Annotated in this window: 20 protein-coding genes and 1 tRNA gene; 14 read left to right on the forward strand and 7 right to left on the reverse strand. The window is 59.9% G+C overall.

The genetic code is table 11. From position 1 onward, the window contains the following. Nucleotides 1-149 precede the first annotated feature (149 nt). Nucleotides 150-7,280, forward strand: a complete 7,131-nt coding sequence (locus tag EDC26_RS20455) for an autotransporter domain-containing protein (protein WP_165930946.1) — start codon at nt 150-152, stop codon at nt 7,278-7,280. A gap of 107 nt (nt 7,281-7,387) precedes the next feature. Here EDC26_RS20455 and EDC26_RS07080 read toward each other — a convergent pair whose 3' ends face one another. The 4 genes from EDC26_RS07080 to EDC26_RS07095 form a co-directional block, all read right to left on the reverse strand. After that, nucleotides 7,388-8,251 carry a DMT family transporter gene (locus EDC26_RS07080; protein WP_132580936.1) on the reverse strand — a complete coding sequence of 288 codons (864 nt, stop codon included), beginning with the start codon at nt 8,249-8,251 and terminating at the stop codon, nt 7,388-7,390. 255 nt (nt 8,252-8,506) lie between these two features. Beyond that, a complete protein-coding gene (locus EDC26_RS07085; protein WP_132580938.1) occupies nt 8,507-8,878 on the reverse strand; it encodes a type II toxin-antitoxin system VapC family toxin in 372 nt (123 codons plus the stop codon). Beyond that, entirely contained in the window at nt 8,875-9,072 is a 198-nt protein-coding gene (locus EDC26_RS07090; RefSeq protein ID WP_132580940.1) for a type II toxin-antitoxin system VapB family antitoxin, read from the reverse strand. The genes EDC26_RS07085 and EDC26_RS07090 overlap by 4 nt, the downstream gene beginning before the upstream one ends. Before the next feature lie 386 nt (nt 9,073-9,458). Beyond that, nucleotides 9,459-9,534, reverse strand: a tRNA-Phe gene (locus EDC26_RS07095). 170 nt (nt 9,535-9,704) lie between these two features. Here EDC26_RS07095 and hemA point away from each other — a divergent pair. The 5 genes from hemA to EDC26_RS07120 all read left to right on the forward strand — a co-directional run bounded on the left by hemA (nt 9,705) and on the right by EDC26_RS07120 (nt 13,924). Continuing rightward, nucleotides 9,705-10,979, forward strand: a complete 1,275-nt coding sequence (gene hemA / locus EDC26_RS07100; RefSeq protein WP_132580942.1) for a glutamyl-tRNA reductase — start codon at nt 9,705-9,707, stop codon at nt 10,977-10,979. A gap of 72 nt (nt 10,980-11,051) precedes the next feature. Then, nucleotides 11,052-12,131 carry a peptide chain release factor 1 gene (gene prfA, locus EDC26_RS07105; RefSeq protein ID WP_132580944.1) on the forward strand — a complete coding sequence of 360 codons (1,080 nt, stop codon included), beginning with the start codon at nt 11,052-11,054 and terminating at the stop codon, nt 12,129-12,131. Between the two features lies 1 nt (nt 12,132). Next, nucleotides 12,133-12,951, forward strand: a complete 819-nt coding sequence (prmC, locus tag EDC26_RS07110) for a peptide chain release factor N(5)-glutamine methyltransferase (RefSeq protein WP_132580946.1) — start codon at nt 12,133-12,135, stop codon at nt 12,949-12,951. A gap of 26 nt (nt 12,952-12,977) precedes the next feature. Next, nucleotides 12,978-13,304 (forward strand): Grx4 family monothiol glutaredoxin, encoded by a 327-nt coding sequence (gene grxD / locus EDC26_RS07115; protein WP_132580948.1) that lies wholly within the window; start codon nt 12,978-12,980, stop codon nt 13,302-13,304. Nucleotides 13,305-13,342: 38 nt separating this feature from the next. Then, complete coding sequence (locus EDC26_RS07120; RefSeq protein WP_132580950.1) at nt 13,343-13,924, forward strand: UbiX family flavin prenyltransferase; 582 nt, start codon at nt 13,343-13,345, stop codon at nt 13,922-13,924. Between the two features lie 118 nt (nt 13,925-14,042). Here the strand turns inward: EDC26_RS07120 and ttcA are convergent, their stop codons facing one another. After that, nucleotides 14,043-15,020: a tRNA 2-thiocytidine(32) synthetase TtcA gene (gene ttcA / locus EDC26_RS07125; RefSeq protein ID WP_132580952.1), complete on the reverse strand. Its 978-nt coding sequence runs from the start codon at nt 15,018-15,020 to the stop codon at nt 14,043-14,045. 2 nt (nt 15,021-15,022) lie between these two features. Next, nucleotides 15,023-15,385, reverse strand: a complete 363-nt coding sequence (gene folB, locus EDC26_RS07130) for a dihydroneopterin aldolase (protein WP_132580954.1) — start codon at nt 15,383-15,385, stop codon at nt 15,023-15,025. A gap of 87 nt (nt 15,386-15,472) precedes the next feature. Between folB and EDC26_RS07135 the strand changes: the two genes are divergently transcribed. Further along, the gene (locus EDC26_RS07135) at nt 15,473-16,435 is read left to right on the forward strand and encodes an NAD(P)/FAD-dependent oxidoreductase (RefSeq protein ID WP_132580956.1); all 963 of its coding nucleotides are present in this window, start codon (nt 15,473-15,475) and stop codon (nt 16,433-16,435) included. A 143-nt stretch (nt 16,436-16,578) separates the two neighbouring features. Here EDC26_RS07135 and EDC26_RS07140 read toward each other — a convergent pair whose 3' ends face one another. Further along, complete coding sequence (locus EDC26_RS07140; protein ID WP_425012394.1) at nt 16,579-18,348, reverse strand: M61 family metallopeptidase; 1,770 nt, start codon at nt 18,346-18,348, stop codon at nt 16,579-16,581. A gap of 21 nt (nt 18,349-18,369) precedes the next feature. Here EDC26_RS07140 and EDC26_RS07145 point away from each other — a divergent pair, with 21 nt between their 5' ends. The 7 genes from EDC26_RS07145 to atpA all read left to right on the forward strand — a co-directional run bounded on the left by EDC26_RS07145 (nt 18,370) and on the right by atpA (nt 24,031). After that, on the forward strand, nt 18,370-19,146 hold the full coding sequence (locus EDC26_RS07145) for an enoyl-CoA hydratase (RefSeq protein ID WP_132580960.1): 777 nt from the start codon (nt 18,370-18,372) through the stop codon (nt 19,144-19,146). A 476-nt stretch (nt 19,147-19,622) separates the two neighbouring features. Further along, complete coding sequence (locus EDC26_RS07150; RefSeq protein WP_132581435.1) at nt 19,623-19,997, forward strand: ATP synthase subunit I; 375 nt, start codon at nt 19,623-19,625, stop codon at nt 19,995-19,997. A gap of 66 nt (nt 19,998-20,063) precedes the next feature. Next, nucleotides 20,064-20,942 (forward strand): F0F1 ATP synthase subunit A, encoded by an 879-nt coding sequence (atpB, locus tag EDC26_RS07155; protein WP_132580962.1) that lies wholly within the window; start codon nt 20,064-20,066, stop codon nt 20,940-20,942. A gap of 107 nt (nt 20,943-21,049) precedes the next feature. Further along, a complete protein-coding gene (gene atpE, locus EDC26_RS07160; RefSeq protein WP_132580964.1) occupies nt 21,050-21,292 on the forward strand; it encodes a F0F1 ATP synthase subunit C in 243 nt (80 codons plus the stop codon). A gap of 139 nt (nt 21,293-21,431) precedes the next feature. Beyond that, complete coding sequence (locus tag EDC26_RS07165; protein ID WP_132580966.1) at nt 21,432-21,902, forward strand: F0F1 ATP synthase subunit B; 471 nt, start codon at nt 21,432-21,434, stop codon at nt 21,900-21,902. 12 nt (nt 21,903-21,914) lie between these two features. After that, entirely contained in the window at nt 21,915-22,454 is a 540-nt protein-coding gene (locus EDC26_RS07170; RefSeq protein ID WP_132580968.1) for a F0F1 ATP synthase subunit delta, read from the forward strand. A 35-nt stretch (nt 22,455-22,489) separates the two neighbouring features. Further along, nucleotides 22,490-24,031, forward strand: coding sequence for a F0F1 ATP synthase subunit alpha (gene atpA, locus EDC26_RS07175; RefSeq protein ID WP_132580970.1), 1,542 nt, complete (start codon nt 22,490-22,492; stop codon nt 24,029-24,031). Nucleotides 24,032-24,130 lie beyond the last annotated feature (99 nt).

Here is a 24,130-nt window from a genome sequence, read left to right on the forward strand (position 1 = left end):
TAGATACTTAGTGTTAATTATTGCAAATATTTCCTATGAAAGATTACACTACAAAACCTTGGACTGCATAATTCGAAAAACATGTGGCAAGTGCCTGACAAACGCACTACTGCGATCTTCGGCTGCGGTACGAGCATGGGGAAACAGGAATGGATCGTGCGTACAGGCTGGTGTTCAACCAGGCACGCGGTGTATGGCAGGCGGTCAGTGAATTGGCGCGAGGATGGGGAAAGTCGGGCACGCGAGCGGGTCGGCGCGCGAAGGTGTCCGGCGCTGCGACAGGCGCACTGGCGGTTTGCGGCGTATTGATGCTTTGCGTCAGCCCGGCGTCGGCTCAAAGCCTGGGTGGCGACGGTGGCGTGCACGGCGACAGCCCGCCCATAAACGGAGGGGCGGGCGGCGTTGGATCTCCCTATGTGGGCGGTGGCGGTGGCGGTGGTGGCGGCACCAATGCCACCGGCGCAGGCGGCGGATCCGATACCGGCTTGGGCGGGACCGGCGGCAGCGGCAAGCATGCTCATGGCGGCGGTGCGGGCGGGGCGCCTGGGTTCGGTTCGCCCGGACAGGGGGGAGGCATTGGCGACAATGGCGCCAATGGTGGGGGGAAAGGCTGGGAACCGTCTCCCGGCAACTTCGGCCATGACGGAGGCAGCGGCGGAGGCGGAGGGGGCGGCAGCACCGGGATGGTCCAGGTATCCGGCCAGATTGTCAACTTGGCGGCTTTCACCAGTGTCCTTGGCGATGGCGGCGGCGGCGGCGGCGGTGGCGGGACCGGCGGCATTGGTTATTCAGCGGCCTGCTACCCCTTCGACTGTGCCTACCTGGTGGGACAGGGCGGTGGGGGCGGCGGCGGAGGTGGTGGGGGTGGCGGCGGTGCAGGTTTGGCGTTCGTCACTGGGCCCGGCTCCCAATTGCCCGCCGGCAGCATTGCCGTGAATTTCTGGAACGGCGTCGTGGTCAAGGGAGGAGCCGGCGGCACGGGTGGTAATGGCGGCCAGGGTGGCGACGGCAAAGTGGGGGCCAGCGACGCTGCGGCCTTGGGCAACAACGGCGGTGCGGGCGGCAATGGCGGCGAAGGCGGTGCTGCGGTCGATACGCAAGGCTACATCGCGACCTTGTATTTTGGCCAAAATACGGCCGTTTCCGGCGGCTCTGGCGGCTCGGGCGGCTCGGGCGGCAATGGTGGCAATACCGGCAACCCTGGCAACTCTGGCGCGGGCTGGCAAACGGGCAACGGCGGCAATGGCGGTCATGGCGGCGACGGCGGCGCGGGCGTATCTGGGGCCAATGGCACCCTCTATCTTGACTCCGGCGGCTCGATCCGCGGCGGCGCGGGTGGCGCGGGCGGGTACTTGGGCGGCTTCGGTTTCGTGGAGGGGAGCGGCGGCACCGTATCGGTTAATGGCAACAGCGGCAACGGAGGCAATGGCGGCTCCGGAATCCGGGTTTCTTCCGGAGGTACTACCCAAATCTCGGTTGTCGCCGGCGCGACCGTGTCCGGCGGCGATGCCGGTCCGGCGGGCCAGGATGATCCAAGCGCGCTCCCGGGCCAGGCCGGCAGCGGCATCGGTGGTTCGATCAGTAATTCCACCATCATCAATGCCGGCCTCATCGAGGGCGGTTTGAACGCCGACAATACGCGCGCGGCGGCCATCAACTGGCTCGGAACCGGCAATGTGCTGGAGCTGCGCAACGGCGCTCAACTGATCGGTTCGGTCACCGTGGGCAATAACGGCACCCTGGCGCTGGGCGGAAGCACCAACGGTGCCTTTGACCTGACGACGTTGAGCCCCCAATACCAGAATTTCGCCACACTGGCCAAGACCGGCACATCCACCTGGGCGGCCACCTCCCCCGTCGGCAGCTCATTCAATGGCCTGGTTCGTGTTGATTCGGGCACGCTCGCCTTCAGCGGCCCGGGTACATTTTCCAGCGCTTCGACCGAGGTTGACGCGGGTACGCTGAGTATCGATTCGCAAAGCACGCCCGGCGCCGCGTGGCGGACTGGGAGCATGACCGTGGGCAACCAGGGTTCCGGCACGCTTGAAGTGACAAACGGCGGCAGCTTGTTCGTGAATCAGGATTTGACCGTCGGCGGCATGCAATCGGGCACGTTCAATCTTGATGGTGTGAACTCACGAGTGAGCGCACTCAACATCGATGTGGGGGCCGGGGCTGTCGGCGTCATGAATGTCAGCGGCGGCGCCTCGGTCTATGGCGGCCTTACGATGGGCGACTCAGGCATGGGCAGCGTCACGCTCGATGGCAGCGGTACTCGCTGGTCCATGCCCGCAGGTGTGCAGACGCGTATCGGCTGGAGCGGCACAGGCCAGTTGCTGATAAGGAATGGCGCGCGCCTGGATTCCGTCGCGGCCTCCATCGGGGGCCGCGACGGGGGTAGCGGCACGGTCGCCGTCTCGGGCGCCGGCTCGATCTGGAACAACGCCGGGGTTTATATCGGCAGGCCGGTCGATACGGCTGTTGATGGCGGAACGGGGGCGCTGACGGTTTCCGACGGCGCAATCGTGAACGCTGGACAGGGCGCCATTACCCTGGGGGGCAACCAGGTGATCAACACCAACGTGCCTGTCCTTAATATCGGCTCGGCCGCCGGGGCGCCGGCAAGCAATCCCGGCATCGTGAAGGCGAGCGCCATCGATCTGGAGGTTCCCTCTGCTTCGGCGGTATTCAATCACCTGAGCAGCAGCTATGACTTCGCGGTGCCCTTTACCGGTACTGGCCAGTTGTCGTTCCTGGGGGGAACTACGCAGTTGACCGGCGATAGTGCAGCGTTCAGCGGGGCCTCCACCGTATCCAACAGCACACTGGTGCTGGCGAACACCGGCAAGCTTGGCGGCTCGCTTGCCATTAATGGCGGGGGCCGGCTGCAAGGCTTCGGCAGTGCAGGGGCCACTGCCGTTAACTCCGGTGGGGTGATTGCCGCCAGGCAAACCGGCGGCCTGACCATTGATGGCGCGCTGAGCCTCAACACCAACTCAGCCTTCGAATACAATTTTGGCCAGGCAAGCAGCCCGTTTTCGCTTGCCTCGACGGCGCTGACAGTCAATGGCAACTTGACCCTCGATGGCGCCAAGCTCAATCTGCCCAGCAGCGCCGCGCCGGAGGATATCGGCTACAACCGCCTGATCAACTACACGGGAGCGCTGTCGCTAACGGGTGCTGGCTTGACGCTGGGTACAGTCGCGTCGGGTTCACCTCTTGCGTACACATATTCAATTGATACCACCCCGGCGCACGCGGTCGATTTGCTCGTTCAGCCCAACGGCATCGATGTGCTGCAGCGTTGGGGGGCAGGCATTGGCTACGGTAGCGGCACATGGAACGCGGCCAACACGAACTGGGGCAACCTGGACGGCACAAGCCCTGTTATCTGGGGGAAGGCTTATGGTGTTTTTCGCGGGCCAGGCGGCACGGTTGCGGTGCAGGGCCAGCAGACGCTGGTGGGCTTGCAGTTCGCCGGCGGCAGCTACACGCTGAATTCCTCTGGCGGCGCGGACTCGCTGCTTTTGAAGAGTTATACCTACCCAAGTCCTCCCCCCGTTTTCAGTATCACGACCCCCGATATTCGCGTATTGGCCGGCGAAACGGCCACGATCAACCTGCCAATGCAGGGCACCAGCGGTTTCGCCAAGACCGGCGACGGTATCCTGATCCTAGGCGACGCCAATAGTTACACGGGCGGAACCCAGATCAACGGCGGCACCTTGCAGGTGTCCGGCGATAGCAATCTTGGCGATTCTTCGGGCTTCGTATCGTTGAACAATGGGGCCTTGAGCACGGTGGGCACGTTCAACTCGAACCGTGCCATATCGTTGCTGGGTGCGGCTGGGTTCGATGTAGCCACGGGCACGACATTTGGCGCCGCCGGCAATATCATCGGCGCGGGCGGGCTGATCAAGCTCGGCCCGGGCCGGTTGGAGTTAAGCGGCGTCAACGCCTGGTCCGGCGGCACCCTCGTAGCTGACGGCACCTTGGCGGCGTTAAGCAGTACCGCACTGCCAGCGGGGAAAGATTATCTGCTGACGGGGGGCACGCTCGACCTGAACGGCAATGGCCTGACCATGAGTTCGCTCGTGGGGACCGGCGGTAATATTGCATTGGGATCGGCGGCTCTTAATATCGACCAGGCTGTGGACACCTTTTATGCGGGTACCCTTTCTGGACCGGGTAGTTTCGTGAAAGCGGGCACGGGCACTTTGCTGCTGACCGGTACGAACTCCTACCAGTCGGGCACGACGATTCAGGGTGGGACCTTGGCCATCATTGCCGACAACAATCTCGGTTCGGCGGCGTCGGCCATCACCTTCAGCGGCGGCACGCTCGCCACCCTGACCGATATGGCCAGCCAGCGGCCGCTCATATTCAATGCTGCGGGCACGATCGACACGCTGACTGGGACGACGTTCAGCGTTTCTGCTCCGACCTCGGGCTCCGGTTCGCTGATCAAGGAAGGGGGCGGCACGCTGGCGCTTGGCCAGGATGGCTTGCATAGCGGCGGCACGACGATCAACGCAGGCACCTTGCGTATCGGTACAGTGGGTGCACTGGGCACTGGAAGCGTGTCCATAGGCGCGAACGGTACGCTTGCCTTCGCGCCGACAGCAAGTGCCAATCAGACCTTCTCTAATGCGCTAAGTGGTGCGGGTACCTTGACGGCCAATCTCAACAGCGGCGGCGATAGCCTCGCCTTTGCCAATTCGGTGGGGTCGGCCTTCAGCGGTACGTTCGACATGGGACAAGGACGTTTCGACGTCGCGGGGGCGAGCACACAGGCGTTGACGAACGCGCACCTGCGCGCCGATGTGGGGTCCTTGATCAGCGTAGGCGCCGGCACACAGGCCATAGGCGGCCTGGTCTATAACGGCGGCACCACGGTATTTAGCACGACGGTGCCGGCCGATGGCAGCGCGGACGGCATTCTGTCGGTGGGTACGCTGGACGTCTCCGGCAGCGGTACGCTGCGGGTCGCCTTGCCCTCTTTGCCGGTACCCAATCCTGGGCCACCCGGCTCGGTGAATCTTCTAGGTCAGGACGATACCGTTCTGGTCAAGGCGGTGCAGAGCGCCGGCGGCGCTGTCGGGAGCGCGGGCAATATGCTCTTGCAGGACATGAACGGCCAGACTATCTCTTCAGCACAGCAGTTCGCCATTGCGGAGCAGGGTCGGACTGTGGCTACCGGCACCTACGATTACCGCTTGACCACTGGCACGGGCGACGGGCTGTACGTCGGCTATGGGTTGACGCAGCTTGCCATTGCCAGTGGCAAGACCCTTACCTTGACGCCCGATGCGGGCGCAACAGGTACTGCACGAGACTTTTCAGCAAGGCTTACCGGCGGCGGCACACTCGGGGTCGATGCCGGCGCCGGCCGGAAAGTGTCTCTGTCCAATGCGTCCAACGACTACACCGGCGGCACACTCGTCAAGAGCGGCACGCTGGCGGTGGCGGCTGGCGGGCGCCTTGCGAGTACCGGTGCGGTGACGCTGAACGCCAATACGGGCTTAGATATCAGCGCGGCCTCTAGTGACCAGACCATAGGTGCGCTGACCTCCAGCGCCAGCTCGACCGTCGTGAATCTTGGCGCACGCACGCTCGCTTTCGGCGACAGCACCGACCAGGTTTACGCTGGCAGTGTTTCTGGCGGCGGCAGCCTGATAAAGCAAGGCACGGGCAAGCAGGTGCTTGATGGCCTGACTTCGGTAGGCAGCGTCACGGTGGCCGCCGGGACGCTCATCGTAGGCGCCAACGCCGGCAGCCTCGCGCAGCTTGCCAGCGATGTGGGCGTAGCGCAAGGAGCCACGCTGGGCGGTCACGGCTTGGTGGCCGGCAATGTGAATGTAGCGGGCGGCGGCACGCTGTCCCCAGGCAATTCCATCGGCACGTTTACTGTGACCGGCGATGTCAGCTTCGCGGCGGGTTCGACGCTTGCCATCGAGGCCCAAGCCAATGGCGCCAGCGATAAGCTGGTGGTCAGCGGCGCAGCCAGCCTGGGCGGCGCCACGCTGCAGGTGACGGCCGACCAGGGCAACTGGGCTCCGGTAACCAGCTACACCGTGGTGCAGGCCGGCGCGCTGACCGGAACTTTTGGCACGGTGACGTCCAGCCTTGCTTTCCTCTCCCCACATGTGGCGTACACGGGCACGACCGCCAATCTCAGCCTGCTGCGCAACGACCTGAATTTCGCCAGCGTTGCAAGTACGCCCAACCAGCGCGCCAGCGCCGGCGGCATCGAATCGCTGGGCGTGGGCAGTTCGATCTACGACGCCATCCTGGGCATGAGCGCCGGCCAGGCCCGCGATGCCTACGACAATCTGTCGGGCGAGATGCACGCCAGCACCACTACCGCCTTGTTCGATGACAGCCGCTACCTGCGACAGGCGATCAACCAGCACTTGGGCAGCGACGCGGGGCGGGACGTTGGGCTCACCCCGGGCGGTGCTACGGTCTGGGCGCAGGCATACGGCGGCTGGGGCCGGCACGGCGACACGGGTAATACCGCTACGCTTTCGCACGACACCGCCGGCGTGGTGCTGGGCGTGGATGTGCCGGTGAGCGAACGTTGGCGCGTGGGCCTCGCCGGCGCCTATGGCTATAGCCGGCTGGCGGCGGATGCGCGCAACGCCCAGGCCGCTATCGGGAGCCGCTCGCTGTCGGCCTATCTGGGAGGCCGCTTCGGCCAGTGGCGCCTACGGGTGGGATCGGCCTATTCCTGGAACTCGATCAACACGACCCGGCATATCCAGGCGGGTTCCGTGGGCGGCTCGGCCAAGGCCCAATACGACGCGAGCACCATGCAGGTCTTCGGCGAGGCCGGCTACGAAATCGCGGCGGGTGGCTTTCGGATTGAACCCTATGTAGGGCTGGCGCATGTACGTGTCTCAAGCGATGGCTTTGCCGAAGACGGCAGTGTGGCTGCGCTGACGGGTGAGCGCGCACGTGGGCACATAACCTATAGCACGTTGGGCGTTCATATCGCTACACCCGCGTTCGGCGTGGGCAAGGCCGAGGTGGTCGGGCGCGTCAGCGTTGGCTGGCAGCACGCGTTGGGCAACGTGAATCCTGTTCGAACGCTTGCCTTCGCCGGCGGCGACCGCTATTCGGTCGACGGCGCACCGCTGGCGCGCGACAGCATGCTCCTGCGCGTGGGCGTGCAAGCCCAGTTGACGAAGTACAGTAGCCTGAGTCTGGACTATGCCGGCCAGTACGGCGGCGGCTATCTGGACAACGGCGTGCGTTTGAACCTTCGGGTGGCTTTTTGAATTCTTGAGCGGCCGTTTTAGCCAAGCTGATTTTGCTCGGGTCGCTGCGGCGTCAAGGCTCAATTGATGGCTGGGCAGCGAGACCTTTATTTCGTTCGGCAAGCAGCTTACGCGGCGAATTTTTTTGCGCCGCCAACGCAAATCACTGCGCCAAGAGTCGCGACCAGCATTGTCCCGCTCACCGTCTCGTGGAGAAACAGCGATGCAAGGCCGAAACCGAAAAATGGCTGTAGCAACTGAAGCTGGCCGACCGCCGCGATGCCGCCCAGCGCCAAACCCCGGTACCAGAACACGAAACCAATCAACATACTGAACACCGAGACATAGGCCAGTCCAAGCCACGCTGGCGCACCGACATGATCGAACGACGCCGGCATGGTGAGCAGGGCAATAGGAAGCATGATGGGCAAGGACAGCACTAGCGCCCAACTGATGACCTGCCAGCCACCAAGCTTGCGCGATAGACGTGCGCCTTCGGCGTAACCAAGGCCACACACCACCACTGCGGCCAGCATCAGCAGGTCGCCCTGAAGAGACGCCTTGATTCCGCCCTGAACGGCATAGCCGACGACAAAAGCGCTTCCAAAAATCGAGAACGGCCAAAAGAGCGGCCGGGGATGGTCGCCGCCGCGGAGCACGCCAAAAATCGCCGTGCACAGCGGCAAAAGCCCAAGAAAGACCATTGAATGCGCTGAGGACACATATTGCAGCGCCAGTGCACTCAGCAGTGGAAAGCCGACCACTACGCACAAGGCGACGACCGCAAGCAAAGGGAGGTCACGCCGGTCCGGGCGGCGCTGACGAAGTACCAGCAGAAGCGCCAGCCCCAGCAGGGCGGCAATGCTTGCCCGTGCGCACGTCAGAAACGTCGGGCTCAAATCGATGACCGCAGCACGCGTGGCCGGCAGCGAGCCAGCGAAGATCACCACTCCAATAAAGCCATTAATCCAGCCATTCGCTGCTTTGTCCACCGTATTTCCTCCTTGTGTGCCGTCAAGAATCGCCTCACGCTCCTATGTGCCTGGGATACGGCTTCCTTCCGTGCGGGTACAGGCGATGATTAAATCCGTCACTCGACTTGAAGCGCTGGGAATCACCCCTTGACTTGTGCCGCAGGCAGGCGTGTTCCTTTGGTGCCGGCTGCCGCAGGGCATGGATGCGGCCATCATTGTCCGTGCCGCCAAACGATCCAGGACCCCACCCAACTTTGTCCTGTTTTCCGTTATCTAGTGCGCGAGCACCGTGCCGAGATCGAGTTCATCGGCAACTTTCTTCAATCGTTTATCGCGCGTCCATATGGTGATGCCGGGTTGTAGGCGTGCGGACGCCAGCAGTGACGTGTCGACATATCCGATTCCACGATTGAACAAACCTTCGTGTTCGATCAGATAAAACGTTTCCTCCGGTGTTGCAAGTGGCGCGCGCGGCAGATCGAGCAACGCGCCAAGCACGATGTCACGGTCACGCAGGCTACCGAGTGAAATCTCGCCTATCACATATGGATGAGCCAGTACACGCTCTTTGGCAAGCAGGCTAATCAGTGTCGGATCAGAAGCATTGATGTGGTCAATCCAGACCGACGTGTCGACAAGAATCATTCGATATCCTGTCGGCGACGTGGCGCCCCTGTGATGCCCGGTTGGCTACCGCCAAGATTCGCGAGTCGTTTCGCGGCTTCACGCTGAATCAAGGCCTTTAGCGCTTCGCGCACGAGCGCTGTTTTCTCCTCCACGCCCGTATAGGCTTGAGCCTTGGCGACCAAGTCGTTGTCAAGCGCAATCGTTGTACGCATAGGTGCCTCCGTAAGCATAGGCACTAATTATAGCATCGTTTGATGCGTATAATAGTGTATTCCGCCATCGCGTAATAAGCGCATTTTGCCCCCAACCTTCCGATACCGTTACACGTGAGAGCAGCGAAAACCGCCCGCGAACACAGATTTTGTCTGAAGAAGTAGAAGAGATAAATCGACGGTTCATCGACGGTGAATTGTCGGGCGATGAACATATGGCAACCATCAAGGCTCTGTATTTTGAAAGAGGCACACACCATGCACAAAAAAGTGCAAATGACGTTCCGTGTTGGCTGCGTTGACACTCGGTCGACACTTGCACCGGGCACAGACGAAAAAAAAGACCGATCAATTAAGACAGGTCTTTGATTTTCAGACTAATTCACTGGTGGCCTGGGGCGGAATCGAACCACCGACACAAGGATTTTCAATCCTCTGCTCTACCGACTGAGCTACCAGGCCAACAAGAAGGCGAAATGATACACGAAAATCCCAAGGCGTGCGTTGCCGCAACGCTCGCGCCCCGCTGGTTTTGCCTGGAATTTCTATAAAATTCAAGGGGGGCTTATAATCTTATGCTGTCTGGATTGTGCCATTTCGGCTCTGTAAATAGAGTGGCCTGCTAACTATACATGTCTGTTGATGTCCTAACCTTCGGTCTGAATCACGTTTCCGCTCCGGTAGCGGTAAGAGAACGTGTGTCCATGCCGCTTGACCTGCTAAAGCCCGCGCTCGATGGCCTGCGTTCGGCGTTTGGGTCTTCGGTCAAGGAAGCAGCCATTCTGTCTACCTGTAATCGCACCGAAATCTACTGTGCGGCGGAGCCGCAGGTGTCCGAGCGCCTGCCGTCCTGGATGGCCGAATTCAATCGGCTCGAGGCGGGCAGCCTGCAGCCGCATTTATATCGGTATCAGAAAAATGAGGCGGTTCGCCATGCGTTTCGCGTAGCCAGCGGCCTGGATTCAATGGTGCTGGGCGAACCGCAAATTCTTGGGCAGATGAAGGATGCGGTGCGCGTGGCCAACGAGGCGGGCGCGCTGGGCACGACGCTGCATCAGCTGTTTCAACGCACCTTTTCGGTAGCCAAAGAGGTGCGGTCGCAAACGGCCATCGGGGCGCATTCGGTATCGATGGCGGCGGCGGCCGTGCGTTTGGCCGAGCGCGTGTTTGGTGATTTGTCGCAAGCCAGTGTGCTGTTTATTGGCGCGGGTGAAATGATCGAGCTTTGTGCGACGCATTTCGCCGCGCTTAACCCGAAGCAAATCATGGTGGCCAATCGCACGCTGGAACGGGCCGATTTGCTGGCGGCGCATTTCATGGCTAAAACCATGAAACTGTCCGAGCTACCCGACAAGCTGGCCGATTTCGATGTCATTGTGTCCTGTACGGCAAGCTCCTTGCCCATCCTCGGTCTGGGGATGGTGGAAAGGGCTACGCGTCTGCGCCGCCATCGCCCCATGGTGATGGTCGATCTGGCCGTGCCGCGCGATATCGAAAATGAGGTCGGGCGTCTTGCGGACGTTTATTTGTATTCGGTCGACGATTTGGGCCGCATGGTGCAAAGCGGTACGGACGCGCGCCGGGCGGCCGTGGTACAGGCCGAGGCGATCATCGAGACACGGGTGCAGAATTTTATGCACTGGCTGGAAAATCGTGAAATTGTGCCGGCCATTATCGACATGCAGCAGGCTGCCGATCGGGTTCGCCTGGCCGAGCTCGATCATGCGCGTCGCCTGCTGGCGCGCGGCGAATCGCCCGAGGTGGTGTTGGAGCAGCTTGCTTATGGGCTGACCCAAAAATACTTGCATGGCCCTCTGGCGGCGCTGAATCAGAGCGAGGCCGCCGAGCGCGAACAACTGCTGGCGCTGTTGCCTCGCCTGATGCCCGGCGTCAGCCGTCGGCGTTAGCGGCGCTGTCGCCGCGTTTATCGGCGCGCTCTTTCGCGCCAGCCCTCTAATCCCATTCCCCCTCCCTACGTTATGAAAAGTTCCATGCGCAATCGGTTGGAGCAGTTTGCCCGCCGTCTAGTCGAAGTTGATGCCCTGTTGGCCGAGCCCGAGATCGCCCACGATATGGATCGGTTCCGCAAGCTGTCGCGCGAGCGTGCCGAGCTCGATCCGGTGGTCGAGGTGTTTGGCGCTTATACGGCGGTTGAACGCGATATCGAGACGGCGCAAGAAATGCTGAGCGACCCGGACATGAAGCTTTTGGGAGAAGAGGAAATCAAGACGGGCAGGGCGCGGCTGGAAGAGCTGGACGGCGAGTTGCAGTTGCTTTTGCTGCCGCGCGACCCGGATGATAGCCGCAGTGTATTTCTGGAAATCCGTGCAGGTACGGGGGGCGATGAAAGCGCGCTGTTTTCGGCCGATTTGTTGCGCATGTATACGCGCTACGCCGAGCAGGAACGCTGGAAGGTCGAGCTGATGTCCGAAAGCGTCTCGGAGCTGGGCGGGTATAAGGAAGTGATTGCGCGCATCGAGGGCGATGGCGTGTATGGGCAACTGAAGTTCGAGTCCGGTGCTCATCGCGTGCAGCGCGTGCCGGCCACTGAAACGCAAGGGCGGATCCATACCTCGGCGTGTACGGTGGCGGTGTTGCCCGAGGCCGATGCGCAAAGCGATATTGTGATTAATCCGGCGGATTTGCGCATCGACACCTTCCGCGCAAGCGGCGCCGGTGGGCAGCATATCAACAAGACGGATTCGGCGGTGCGCATCACTCATTTGCCGACCGGCCTGGTGGTGGAATGCCAGGATGACCGCTCGCAGCACCGCAATAAGGACAAGGCCATGCAGGTGCTGGCAGCTCGTTTGAAGGACAAGCAGCAGCAGGAGCGTCATAGCAAAGAGGCGGCGCAGCGCAAAAGCCTGGTGGGGTCGGGCGACCGGTCGGAACGGATACGCACGTATAACTATCCGCAAGGACGGGTGACTGATCATCGCATTAATCTGACGCTCTACAAGTTGCAGCAAATCATGGAGGGCGGCCTGGATGAACTGACGGGCGCTTTGCGTGCCGAGCATCAGGCTGAACTGTTGGCTGCGCTGGGCGACGAGTAACGTGATCAGCGTACGTGACCTGCTGGCCGAAAACCGTTTGCCGCGGCTGGAGGTCCAGATGATTTTGCAGCACGTGCTGCGCGTCGCACGCACTTGGCTAATCTCGCACGACACCGAGCCTTTGCCGCCCGAGGCGGTGGCTCAGTGTCAAGGTTTGATCGATCAGCGCGTGGCAGGGCAGCCCATGGCCTATTTGATGGGAACGCGCGAGTTCATGGGGCACGAATTTACCGTGTCGCCGGCGGTATTGATTCCGCGCCCGGATACGGAGTTGCTGGTGGAAACGGCCATTCAATATCTGCAGGGGTTCGGGTCTGCACGGGTTCTGGATCTGGGTGTGGGTAGCGGCGCGATTGCGGTATCGGTGGCGCTGGCTTGCCCGCAGGCAACAGTGGTGGCTACCGATCTGAGCCCCGTGGCGCTGCAGTTGGCGCAGGACAATGCGCAGCGTTTGTCCGCGGCGGTCGAGTTTTTATGCGGAAGTTGGTACGATGCCTTATCGGGTCAAGCCCCTTTTGACTTGATTTTGTCCAATCCGCCTTATATTGCCACCAACGACCCCCACCTGGCCCAGGGCGATTTGCGCTTCGAACCGGCAATGGCACTGACCGATGGCGCCGATGGCCTGCAGTCCTTGCGGCAGATTGTGGCGGGCGCCGGGCGCTGGCTCAGGCCCGGCGGTGCTTTATGGATGGAGCATGGCTGGGATCAGGCGGGCGCCGTACGGGGTTTGCTGCAGCGCGCCGGGTTCGACAAAGTGACGAGCAAGCCGGATTTGGCGGGCATTGAACGGATATCCGGCGGAATTATCTATAATTAACTATCTTTCCAGACAACGAGAGCATCATGAGCGAAGTTCAAGAGTTTATCCGTCAAACCGTGACCGGCAACCCGGTCGTATTGTTTATGAAGGGCACCGCCCAAATGCCCCAGTGCGGCTTCTCCGGGCGTGCGATTCAGATATTGAAGGCGGCCGGGGTGACCAAACTGGTCACCGTCAATGTGCTGGACGATGATGAAGTGCGCCAGGGGATCAAAGAGTTCTCCAATTGGCCGACAATTCCTCAGCTTTATGTGTCGGGTCAGTTCGTGGGTGGCTCGGACATCATCGCCGAAATGAACGAAAGCGGCGAGCTGCTTACAACGCTTAAAGACGCCGGCGCCCTTGCCTAAGCGTATCGGCTTGCGGCTAATGCGGCCGGACGTGCCCCATGAGCGGTAAACGCCGTTTTGTCATTGGCATTACCGGCGCCACGGGCGCGACCTACGCGCTGCGCATGTTGCAGGCCCTGCGCGGCGTGCCCGATGTAGAGTCGCACCTGGTCGTGACGCCTTCGGGCCTGCTTAATATCAAGTACGAACTGGGCCTGTCGCGCCAGGACGTGCAGGCGCTGGCCGACCGGGTATACAGTTTTCGCGATGTCGGCGCAACGCTGGCCAGCGGCGGTTTTGCCACGGTTGGCATGGTGGTGGTGCCGTGCTCCATGCGCACATTGGCCGCAGTGGCCCATGGCCTGTCCGACAATCTGGTGACGCGCGCTGCCGATGTGACGCTCAAAGAGCGCCGGCGCCTGGTGCTGATGGTGCGCGAAACACCTTTGAACCTGGCGCATTTGCGCAATATGACGGCGGTGACCGAAATGGGCGGAATAATCTTCCCGCCGCTGCCGGCGTTCTATCATCATCCGAAAACCCTCGACGAAATGGTCGACCATACCGTCGCCAGGGTGCTGGAGCTATTCGATATCCACGTTCCCGGCCCTCACTGGGAAGGTGCGTCGGGGTCGGATTAAAACGACTGGCGGGGGCAGGATATCGGTGGCACCCACAAGGGGTGCCGCTACATTATTCACAGGTACGTATTTGTAGCGCCACCCCTTGTGGGTGGCACCCGCACCCCTAAATCACCCGCTACAAATTAATATCGCGCAAATCCGTCACAAGGGTAGCTTTTCTACCCGCCCCAAACGATTCATCGCCATCAGCGTCGCCATTGTCGTCATTCCTCACATCAACCGGCGCGTGGGGTTCAAAAACTTCCCCATCAAAGGCCCGGTCGCCGTCGGCGTCGGCCACACCGGTGGTTTGCAGGCCCATAAAGTCGAACAATTGGCTGTCCATCAGGTGGCTGGGCACCACGCGCGACAAGGCGCCGAACACATTCCAGGATCGGCCGGGGAATTTCTTGTCCCATTCGGCAATCATCCGGCTGACTTCCTTGCGCTTGAGGTTTTCCTGCGAGCCGCAAAGATTGCAGGGGATAATCGGAAACTGTTTAAGCGCGGCATAAGCGATCAGGTCTTTTTCGGGCACATAGGCCAAAGGGCGGATAACGATATGCCGGCCGTCGTCGGACATCAGCTTGGGCGGCATGGCCTTCATGCGCCCGCCGTAGAACAGGTTCAGGAAAAAGGTACCCAGGATGTCGTCGCGATGGTGCCCTAGCGCTATTTTGGTGGCGCCCAGTTCGCTGGCGACCCGGTACAAAATGCCGCGGCGCAGGCGTGAGCACAGCGAGCACATGGTCTTGCCTTCGGGAATGACACGCGTCACGATCGAGTAGGTGTCGCGCGTTTCGATATGAAATGGCACCCCTAGCGAACTCAAGTATGCGGGCAGGATATCGGCCGGAAAGCCGGGTTGCTTTTGATCCAGATTGACCGCAATAATGTCAAAGTGAATGGGTGCGCGGCTTTTCAGCGTAAGCAGGATGTCGAGCAGGCTGTAGGAATCTTTGCCGCCCGATAGGCAAACCATGACCTTGTCGCCGTCCTCGATCATGTTGAAGTCGCTGATGGCTCGCCCGGTTTCGCGAACCAGGCGTTTGCCCAGTTTATTATCGTCCACGCGTTGCTTGGCTGAACGAGGGTTGGAAGTATCGGTTTGCATGATTATTGGCGTTTGCGCTCGACCTCGATGCCCACGGCTTCGCAGTCGGAAAAGGCAAGCGGCTTGCTGATTCGAATCTTGACCCGGCACACATCCGGAAAGTCGCGCAGCAGCCGGTCTACGACTTGCTCGCTGAGAGTTTCGAGCAGATTGACGTGAGTTTGGGTGCATTCCTCGACGATGGCGTTGCGCAGCAGGCGATAGTCCAGGACGGTGTACAGCCGCTGGTCGTGTACTTGTTGGGTGACGTTGACGTCGAATTCGGCGTCAACGTGCAGAGGCTGCGTGGTGCGCAGTTCGTGTTCCAGGATGCCGATGTGGGCGTCCATGGCGAGCCGCGAAAAGAAAATACGACGAGTGGCCATGAGGTCAACCTTATTCAAGTACTTGAATTGTAGTGCCAGAACGTTCATGGCTCGCTACAATTTGCGCTGATAAATCGGGGAGCAGGCATGGGGGCGGAAAAGCACGAGGTCGATGCGATCATCGTCGGGGGTGGTCCGGCGGGCGTATCGTGCGCGGTCTGGCTGGCGCGTTTGGGCCTGGCGCCCGTTCTGCTCGAGGCCGGTGCGCAGGTGGGTGGCTTGTGTCGCCAGAACCCGTTTTACGACGAATGGAATGCAACCTTGCCCGGCATGACAGGCGCGCAGGTGGCTGACAACATGGCAATAAGCCTGGAGAGGGCAAACGTGCCGGTGCGGCTGTCTTCTCCCGTGGGCCGGATACAGCACGACTCAGACGGTTTTACCGTCGTGTATAGCGATGGCAGCGCGTCGCTGTCGGCGCCGTATCTGGTGTTGGCGACCGGAGTGACGGCGCGCTCCTTGCCTGAGCTCGACCCCTTGTTTCCTCGTTTGGCTTCGGCCGGGCAGATATTGATTGGCCCGGGCGAACATATTGTGGCTCACGATTTCCGCTATAAACGTGTAGCGGTGCTGGGTGGCGGCGACAACGCGTTTGAAAATGCGCTGTATGCGGCGGCGCACGGGGCATCGCTGGTGCATGTTTATGCGCGGCATGTGCGCGCCCAACAGCAGTTCGTGCGCCAGGTGTCGCCGGTCAACATCGCCATGGGCCATTACAAGGTGGACGCGGCGACCATGACGATCAACGACCGATTCTACGACACGTTTCTGGTTTTTTACGGTTGGGAGCCCTGCGTGGGTTTTGCCGAAAGCCTTGATCTGCAACGCTCCAGCCTGGGCTTTATCGCCACGCATGCCCTGACGGCCGAAACCAGCCGTGCGGGGGTTTACGCCATCGGCGAGGTGGCGCAGCGCCAGCATCCTTGCGTGGTGACGGCGCTGGCCGACGGCATCGCAGCCGCCAAAGCCATCCAGGTCCGGATCGAGAACCAGCTGGATCCCGATGTGCCTGCCGAACAAGACCTTATCGTTGATAACTGGCGGCATTAGGGGGGCGGTAGGTTTCAGGTGCCGCCGGGTGCCGGTTGGTTGCCGATATGGCACCCACAAGGGGTGCCGCTACAAAAACGTACCCGCCGCTCATGTGGCGGCACCCCTTGTGGGTGCCATTCCCTCAAAATCCTCAAACCCCGTCAAATAACCGCCAGCGTACACTCGCTTTCCGTCTGCGCTGCCAGCGTTACCCGGAATACCCTCAGTTCGTCGCGCCGGAATACATGGATCAGCACCGCGTCGCCGGCTTTATAACGATGCAGCAGCTTGTCCAGGCCGCCGGGTTCGGTCACGCGCAAACTGTCTACCGCTACCAGAATGTCGCCCGCCGACAGGCCTCCGGCATGCGCCGCGCCGCCTTCGAATACATTGGCGATCTGCGTCTCGCCCGGTGCCCCGCGAGTGCGGATATTCAAGGTGGGGTCGCTCGATGCCGGCTTCCACGTCATCGCGATGCCTTGTTGCGGCAACAGGCGGTCTAGCGGTATGTCTTCGCAACCCTCGACGTGGCGTTCGATAAACGTGGCAACATCGACTCCGGTTGCCTCGCGTATCAGGCGAACCATCGAGGCCTCGCCTATACCCGTGCCCGCTCCCTGATAAAAATCGCGACCGAAGCGCTCCCAAAGCAAACGCATCACGTCGTCGAGCGACCGCGTGCCTTGCGAACCCTGGCGGATAACGATATCCAGGCCCAGTGCGATAAGCGAACCCTTGGTGTAGTAGCTGACCAGCGTATTGGGCGAATTTTCGTCTTGCTTGTAATAGCGCGTCCATGCGTCAAACGAGCTCTCGGCCACCGATTGCTTATGCCGGCCGGCGCTTCTGTGTACCGTGCTGATGGTTTTACCCAAAAGGCGCAGATAATCGTTTTGCCCGATGACCCCCGAGCGCAGCAGCATCAGGTCGTCATAGTAAGAGGTAAAGCCTTCGAAGACCCATAGCAGGCGCGTGTGGTTTTCACGGCTCAGGTTGTAGGGCGCGAAGGCGGCCGGTTTGATGCGCTTGACATTCCAGGTGTGAAAATATTCGTGGCTGACAAGGCCCAGAAAGGTCTGGTAGCCTTCTCCGGGCTCGACACCCAGGCTGGGAAGGTCGTGCCTGGAAGCCACCAGCGCGGTCGACGCACGATGTTCCAGGCCGCCGTAGCCGTCGCCGGTGACCATCACCATGAACACATAGCGCTCTGCCGAGTCCGGAAACGGCGCTTGTTTGCGGGTTGGTTCGAAGAGTGCAATTTGCGCGGCACAGATTTTCTGTACATCGTGCGCAATTCTGGCCATATCCAGTTTGGGCGCGACACCGGTAAAGACCATTTCGTGCGGGGCGCCGTGGGCCTTGAATCGCAGCACCTGCGGGGTGCCCATCTCCACCGGGTGGTCGATGAGCGCATCGTAATTGGGCGCCGCGTAGACACCGAAGCCGTATTGTTTTGCCGCGTCCGGATGCCCGCTGGCAGTGGGCAGGCTGGTGTAAACCTTCCAGCCGCGCGCGTGGGCGGGCGGGACAAGCCTTACGTGGCACGGTTCGTGCGTTTGGCCCGTGACGCTCAGGAATACGCTGGCGCCGTTGAAAAACGCATGGGATTCATCGAAATGCGCGCCACGCACCGAAAGATCCCAGGCATAAACGGTGTATTCGACGACCAACGGGCCATTGCACGGGGCGCACCGCCACGTATGGTTGCCCGTTTTGCGCATCGCTATGGTTTTGCCTTTGCACCGCGCCTGCACGGTGTCGAGCTGGCGCGAGAAATCTCGAATAAGATAGCTACCTGGAATCCAGGCGGGCAGGGCCAGTTCCTGGCCTTTCGGATCGGGCTGGGCGATGTTTAGTTGGACCTGGAATCGATGCCCGGCGGGGTCGACGGGATTTAGGCAGTAAAGTATAAGTTCTTTTTTCATCTTCATATCTTAAGCGCAGGAGACAAAATGAGTGTACCGCTCGTAAAAGTAGAGACTCGCGGCCGGGTAGGCCTGCTGACCCTGGATCGTCCCAAGGCCTTGAATGCCCTGAGCAACGAGATCATCGACGAACTGGCTGCCGCCTTGCGTGCTTTCGATGCCGATGACAACATTGGCGCCATCGTGCTGACAGGCAGCGAAAAGGCCTTTGCCGCAGGCGCCGATATCGGCGCCATGAAAGACTGGACCTTTCAGGATGTCTACAGCCAGGATTATCTGGGCCACAATTGGGAATCATTAAAGCGGATCCGCAAGCCCATTATCGCGGCGGTGGCGGGCTATGCGTTGGGCGGCGGGTGCGAGCTGGCCATGTCGTGCGACTTTATTATCGCCGCCGAGAATGCACGCTTCGGGCAACCGGAAATCAAGCTGGGAGTGATCCCCGGCTATGGCGGCACGCAGCGTTTGCCGCGAGCCGTGGGCAAGGCCAAGGCGATGGATTTGGTCTTGACGGCACGCATGATGGACGCCGCCGAGGCCGAACGCGCCGGCCTGGTATCGCGCGTGGTGCCTCTTGATCGGGTGCTCGACGAAGCGCTGGAAGCCGCAGCGGTTATCGCCTCCATGTCGCTGTCTTCGGTCATGATGGCTAAAGAGTGCATCAATCGTGCTTATGAGGCGTCGCTGGATGAAGGCATGCTGTTCGAACGGCGCAATTTCCACGCGCTGTTTGCAACAGAAGACCAGAAGGAAGGCATGTCGGCGTTCATCGAGAAGCGCAAGCCTGATTTCAAGCATCGTTAGATGTAGTATTCGCGACGATGGCACCCACACGGGGTGCCGCTACAAACATGACAGGCACAAGGCCTGTCGCTACAAACTTTACGGATACGTACTTGTAGCGGCAGCCCTTGTGGCTGCCATCCCTCAACGCAACCCCCCTATTACGCCACTCCCTCCAGCCATTTTTCATGTAAGCGTTGCATAGACGCGAATTTATGCCGCGCCCATCTCCTCTACCTACCTTACAACTTGCTTAGTATTTTAAAATCACGCTATACTCCATGGGTTTGACGCAGGTGAAATAAAACGTGCATGAAACGCACAGCCGGGGTGCAGGGTTAGAGGGGGTGCCGAAAGTGCCACAGTCCCCTGTGCCCAGTCCTTGCGGGCTGCCTGAAACACCCAAATCCGGGGCCGGGCTACAATGCGGCGCCGGGCCAAAATCTGATGCCGGGACCGATGCAGAATCGCCACTTGATGGGGCGCAGCTTGCTACCCTGATTGCGGGGGCCGGGCGCGGTGTGTTGCGGATTTTGGCGGCCCAGGCGGCGATGGGTGTGTTGGCAGTGTTGCTTTCATGGGTTGTGGCAGGGTTTGCCGCCGGGGTTTCGGCCCTGATTGGGGCGGGCGCTTATTTCATACCCAATGTCTTGTTTGCCGTGCGTGTGTTGGCCGGGCTTTACAGCCCAAAGATTTCGAACCCGCTCACCTTTTTTCTGGGTGAAGCGTTCAAGCTTGGGTCGACAGTGCTGTTGTTGCTGTTGGCGGCCTATCTGGGGCGCGGTTGGCTGGTTTGGCCCGCTTTGTTGTTGGGCCTGGTGTGTGTATTGAAAGGTTATGTGCTGTTATTTATGGTGCGCAGGCCGCGGTAGAGTCAGGTAATTAATTTGTGAGGGCGTCCTGCGTTCTCGGTAGAAGCTAACAGGATAAGGGTTCAGATGGCGGCTAGTGACGTTTCACCTCAGTCTGAGTATATTCAGCACCACTTGGTTCACTTAAATAATCTCGGCGTTAAACAAACCATTGTCGCAGACTTCAACGTCGTCAATTACGATTCGTTGTTCTGGTCGATTCTAATGGGCCTGATTGTCGTGTACTTGTTGTGGCGCGTCGCCAAGTCCGCCACTTCGGGTGTGCCGGGCCGGTTTCAGGTTTCGGTCGAGATGTTGGCCGACATGGTCGACGAAGAAGCTAAAAGCATTGTTCCCAGCGAAGTGTCGCGCCGTTTCATGTCGCCTCTGGCGCTGACCGTGTTCTTGTGGATTGTGCTCATGAACACGCTCGATCTGGTGCCCATCGACATGTTGAACTGGATCTTCAGAATGACAGGCCTGGGCACCCACCATGGCGATGTGCTGTACTACCATCGCATATTGCCCACCGCCGACCTTAACGTGCCTATGGGCATGTCCCTGGGCGTGTTGCTTCTGATGTTCTACTACGGCATCAAAATCAAGAACCTCGGCGGCTTTGTCAAAGATTTATTTGTTGCGCCCTTCCATGCTCACGGCCTTCTGGGTGTGGTGCTCATGCCGTTCAACTTGCTGTTGAACGTGATCGAGTACGCGGCCAAGTCGCTTTCGCTGGGCATGCGGTTGTTTGGCAATATGTTTGCCGGCGAATTGATTTTCATGCTGATTGCCCTGTTGGGCGGCGCATGGACCGGATTTAATGGCTTTAGCCTGGGCGTAGGCCTGGGCCAGGTGATCGCAGGATCGGTATGGGCTATTTTCCATATCCTGATTGTGTTGTTGCAGGCGTTTATTTTCATGATGCTGACCCTCGTCTATGTAGGTCAGGCTCACGAAAGCCATTAATCGTTTGCTTGGCCGGGCTGTCGACCCGGCCGGGGTGCAAGGGTGTCTTGCAAAGTGCAGTTTCTTTTTGACTTTTTGATTACAAGGTTTTTAACCAAGGAGTTGTTATGACCAACGTTGCTTTCGTTGCTCTGGCTTGCGGTCTTATTATTGGTCTGGGTGCTATTGGTGCATGTATCGGTATTGGCATGATGGGTGGTAAATATCTGGAAGCTTCGGCTCGCCAGCCCGAGTTGATGAACGCCTTGCAAACCAAGATGTTCCTGCTGGTCGGCCTGATCGACGCGGCCTTCCTGATTGGTGTTGGTATTGCCATGTTGTTTGCGTTTTCCAATCCGTTTGTCGGGTAAGAAGTGGTTGCCCGCAATCAGGCGGGTGAAGCACCGTTTGTTGTACTTGGCTCTAATATAGGTAAGTATGCGGCGGTCTGGACACCAGCGGTTTTAGGGTGTTTACGTTGAACAATAGTGGTGTTAAAGGGAAACGACCGTGAATTTAAACGCGACTCTCTTTTTTCAGATGCTCGTGTTTTTCGTTTTGGGTTGGTTCACGATGAAATTCATCTGGCCGCCCCTGACAAAAGCAATGGACGATCGTCGTCAGAAAATTGCCGATGGTTTGGCGGCCGCCGAAAAGGGCAAGGCCGACCTGGCCCAGGCTCAGGCGCGTATCAGTCTTATTGAAGCATCTGCGAAAACGGATAACCATGCCCGCATGGCAGAGGCCGAGAAACAAGCGGCTGTTCTGATCGATCAGGCGCGCCGTGAAGGTGAAGCCGAGAAGGCCCGGATTATTGCGCAGGCCAAGCAAGATGCCGGGCAAGAAGTGCAGCGTGCTCGCGAAAGCCTGCGCGCCGATGTGGCGGTGCTGGCTGTCAAGGGCGCCGAACAGATTCTTAAACGAGAAGTTGATGCACACGTGCACGCCGAGCTGCTAGATCAGCTCAAGGCGCAACTTTAACCAGGGCAGGCCATGGCTGAATTATCGACTATCGCTAGACCCTACGCCGAAGCGCTGTTTGAGTCGGTCTGCGACGACCCGGCTGGTTTGGCGTCGTGGTCGGAGCTGTTGTCCGAGCTTGCCCAAGTGGCGAGCGTCGAAAGCGTGCGCGAGGCAATGACCGATCCCCGCCTGGACGACGCTCAGCGCGTCGGGCTGTTTTCGGGTCTGGTCAAGACGCCGCTTTCGGCCCAGGCGCGTAACTTTATCGAGCTGCTGGTTGGCAATGATCGTTTGCTGGTCTTGCCGCAAATTGCCTGGCAGTTCGATACCTTGAAAAACCGCCGCGAAGGAACTGCGCTGGCTGAAATCACCAGCGCGTTTGCGCTCGATGACAAGCAGGTCGGGCAAATCGTGGTTGGTCTAGAAAAGAAGTTTGGTCTCAAGCTCAAGCCGGTGGTCACCGTTGATGCTGCACTGATCGGCGGCGTACGCGTCGTGGTCGGCGACCAAGTACTTGATGCATCTGTGCAGGCCCAATTGGCCCGCATGCGCGACACGCTGGCTGCTTAGTGCAAGCCGGATAACAGGATTCCAGGAGTCTGAACATGCAACTTAACCCGTCAGAGATCAGCGAACTGCTCAAGAGCCGCATCGAAGGCTTGGGCGCGTCGACCGACGTTCGCACACAAGGCACGGTCGTTTCCGTGACCGACGGCATTACCCGCATCCACGGCTTGTCCGACGTGATGCAAGGCGAAATGCTTGAATTCCCCAATAACGTGTTTGGCCTGGCGCTTAACCTAGAGCGCGATTCCGTGGGCGCCGTTATTCTGGGCGACTATACCGGTGTGTCGGAAGGCGATCCGGTCAAAACCACCGGCCGTATTCTTGAAGTACCGGTAGGCCCCGAGTTGCGCGGCCGCGTCGTCGATGCGCTGGGCATCCCTATCGACGGTAAAGGCCCGGTCAACGCCAAGGCGACCGACATCATCGAAAAAGTGGCGCCAGGCGTGATTGCCCGCCAATCGGTGTCGCAACCTTTGCAAACCGGTATCAAGGCTATCGATTCCATGGTGCCTATCGGCCGCGGTCAGCGCGAACTGATCATCGGGGATCGCCAGACAGGTAAGACGGCTGTTGCGATCGACACCATCATCAGCCAGAAAGGCAAGGACGTTACTTGCGTTTATGTGGCTATCGGCCAAAAAGCCTCCACGGTCAACAACGTGGTGCGCAAGCTCGAAGAGCACGGCGCGCTTGCCTACACGATTGTGGTGGTTGCGACGGCATCCGATTCCGCGGCCATGCAATATCTGTCGGCCTACTCGGGCTGCACCATGGGCGAATATTTCCGCGATCGTGGCGAAGACGCCCTGATCGTGTACGACGATCTGACCAAGCAGGCTTGGGCCTATCGTCAGGTTTCGCTATTGCTGCGCCGTCCTCCCGGCCGCGAAGCCTACCCTGGCGACGTGTTTTATCTGCACTCGCGTCTGCTCGAGCGCGCTGCTCGCGTCAATGCCGCTTATGTGGAAAAATTCACCAAGGGTGAAGTAAAAGGCCGCACGGGGTCACTGACCGCCTTGCCGATTATTGAAACTCAGGCCGGCGACGTTTCGGCGTTCGTTCCGACCAACGTCATTTCAATTACCGACGGCCAGATCTTCCTTGAAACCGACTTGTTCAACGCCGGTGTGCGTCCTGCCATCAACGCCGGTATTTCGGTGTCGCGTGTGGGCGGTTCTGCGCAAACCAAGGTCATCAAGAAGCTGTCGGGCGGTATTCGTACCGACTTGGCGCAGTATCGTGAATTGGCGGCGTTTGCGCAGTTTGCCTCCGATCTCGACGACGCTACCCGTCGTCAGCTCGAGCGCGGCAAGCGCGTGGTTGAACTGTTAAAGCAGCCGCAGTACCAGCCTTTGCAGGTTTGGGAACTGGCCGTTACCTTGTTTGCCGTCAATAACGGCTACCTCGATGATGTGGCGGTAGAGCAGGTGCTGGGTTTCGAAAAGGCCTTGAAAGACCATCTCAAGACCACGCATGAAGCGATGTTGAAACGTATTGAAGACACCAAACAGCTGTCCAAGGACGACGAGACCGAATTGGTTGGCGCCGTTCAGGAGTTCAAGAAGCACGGTGCTTTTTAAGTTTGACCGGCGAGGGTTGATGTAGCGGATCGCTACACTTATCCGAACGTAGGGTGGGGCTGCAAACGCATCTCCACAACACCGCCCTGACAGGAAATG

This window comes from Paralcaligenes ureilyticus (assembly GCF_004346225.1).
Taxonomy (GTDB): Bacteria; Pseudomonadota; Gammaproteobacteria; order Burkholderiales; family Burkholderiaceae_B; genus Paralcaligenes; species Paralcaligenes ureilyticus.

What these genes read in the sequence shown, in the direction of transcription:
- EDC26_RS20455 (WP_165930946.1), top strand. Translation starts at nt 150, where the DNA reads ATGGATCGTGCGTACAGGCTGGTGTTCAACCAGGCACGCGGTGTATGG.
- EDC26_RS07085 (WP_132580938.1), bottom strand. Translation starts at nt 8,878, where the DNA reads ATGATTCTTGTCGACACGTCGGTCTGGATTGACCACATCAATGCTTCT.
- EDC26_RS07090 (WP_132580940.1), bottom strand. Translation starts at nt 9,072, where the DNA reads ATGCGTACAACGATTGCGCTTGACAACGACTTGGTCGCCAAGGCTCAA.
- hemA (WP_132580942.1), top strand. Translation starts at nt 9,705, where the DNA reads ATGTCTGTTGATGTCCTAACCTTCGGTCTGAATCACGTTTCCGCTCCG.
- prfA (WP_132580944.1), top strand. Translation starts at nt 11,052, where the DNA reads ATGAAAAGTTCCATGCGCAATCGGTTGGAGCAGTTTGCCCGCCGTCTA.
- grxD (WP_132580948.1), top strand. Translation starts at nt 12,978, where the DNA reads ATGAGCGAAGTTCAAGAGTTTATCCGTCAAACCGTGACCGGCAACCCG.
- EDC26_RS07120 (WP_132580950.1), top strand. Translation starts at nt 13,343, where the DNA reads ATGAGCGGTAAACGCCGTTTTGTCATTGGCATTACCGGCGCCACGGGC.
- ttcA (WP_132580952.1), bottom strand. Translation starts at nt 15,020, where the DNA reads ATGCAAACCGATACTTCCAACCCTCGTTCAGCCAAGCAACGCGTGGAC.
- folB (WP_132580954.1), bottom strand. Translation starts at nt 15,385, where the DNA reads ATGGCCACTCGTCGTATTTTCTTTTCGCGGCTCGCCATGGACGCCCAC.
- EDC26_RS07135 (WP_132580956.1), top strand. Translation starts at nt 15,473, where the DNA reads ATGGGGGCGGAAAAGCACGAGGTCGATGCGATCATCGTCGGGGGTGGT.
- EDC26_RS07140 (WP_425012394.1), bottom strand. Translation starts at nt 18,348, where the DNA reads ATGAAGATGAAAAAAGAACTTATACTTTACTGCCTAAATCCCGTCGAC.
- EDC26_RS07145 (WP_132580960.1), top strand. Translation starts at nt 18,370, where the DNA reads ATGAGTGTACCGCTCGTAAAAGTAGAGACTCGCGGCCGGGTAGGCCTG.
- atpB (WP_132580962.1), top strand. Translation starts at nt 20,064, where the DNA reads ATGGCGGCTAGTGACGTTTCACCTCAGTCTGAGTATATTCAGCACCAC.
- atpE (WP_132580964.1), top strand. Translation starts at nt 21,050, where the DNA reads ATGACCAACGTTGCTTTCGTTGCTCTGGCTTGCGGTCTTATTATTGGT.
- EDC26_RS07170 (WP_132580968.1), top strand. Translation starts at nt 21,915, where the DNA reads ATGGCTGAATTATCGACTATCGCTAGACCCTACGCCGAAGCGCTGTTT.
- atpA (WP_132580970.1), top strand. Translation starts at nt 22,490, where the DNA reads ATGCAACTTAACCCGTCAGAGATCAGCGAACTGCTCAAGAGCCGCATC.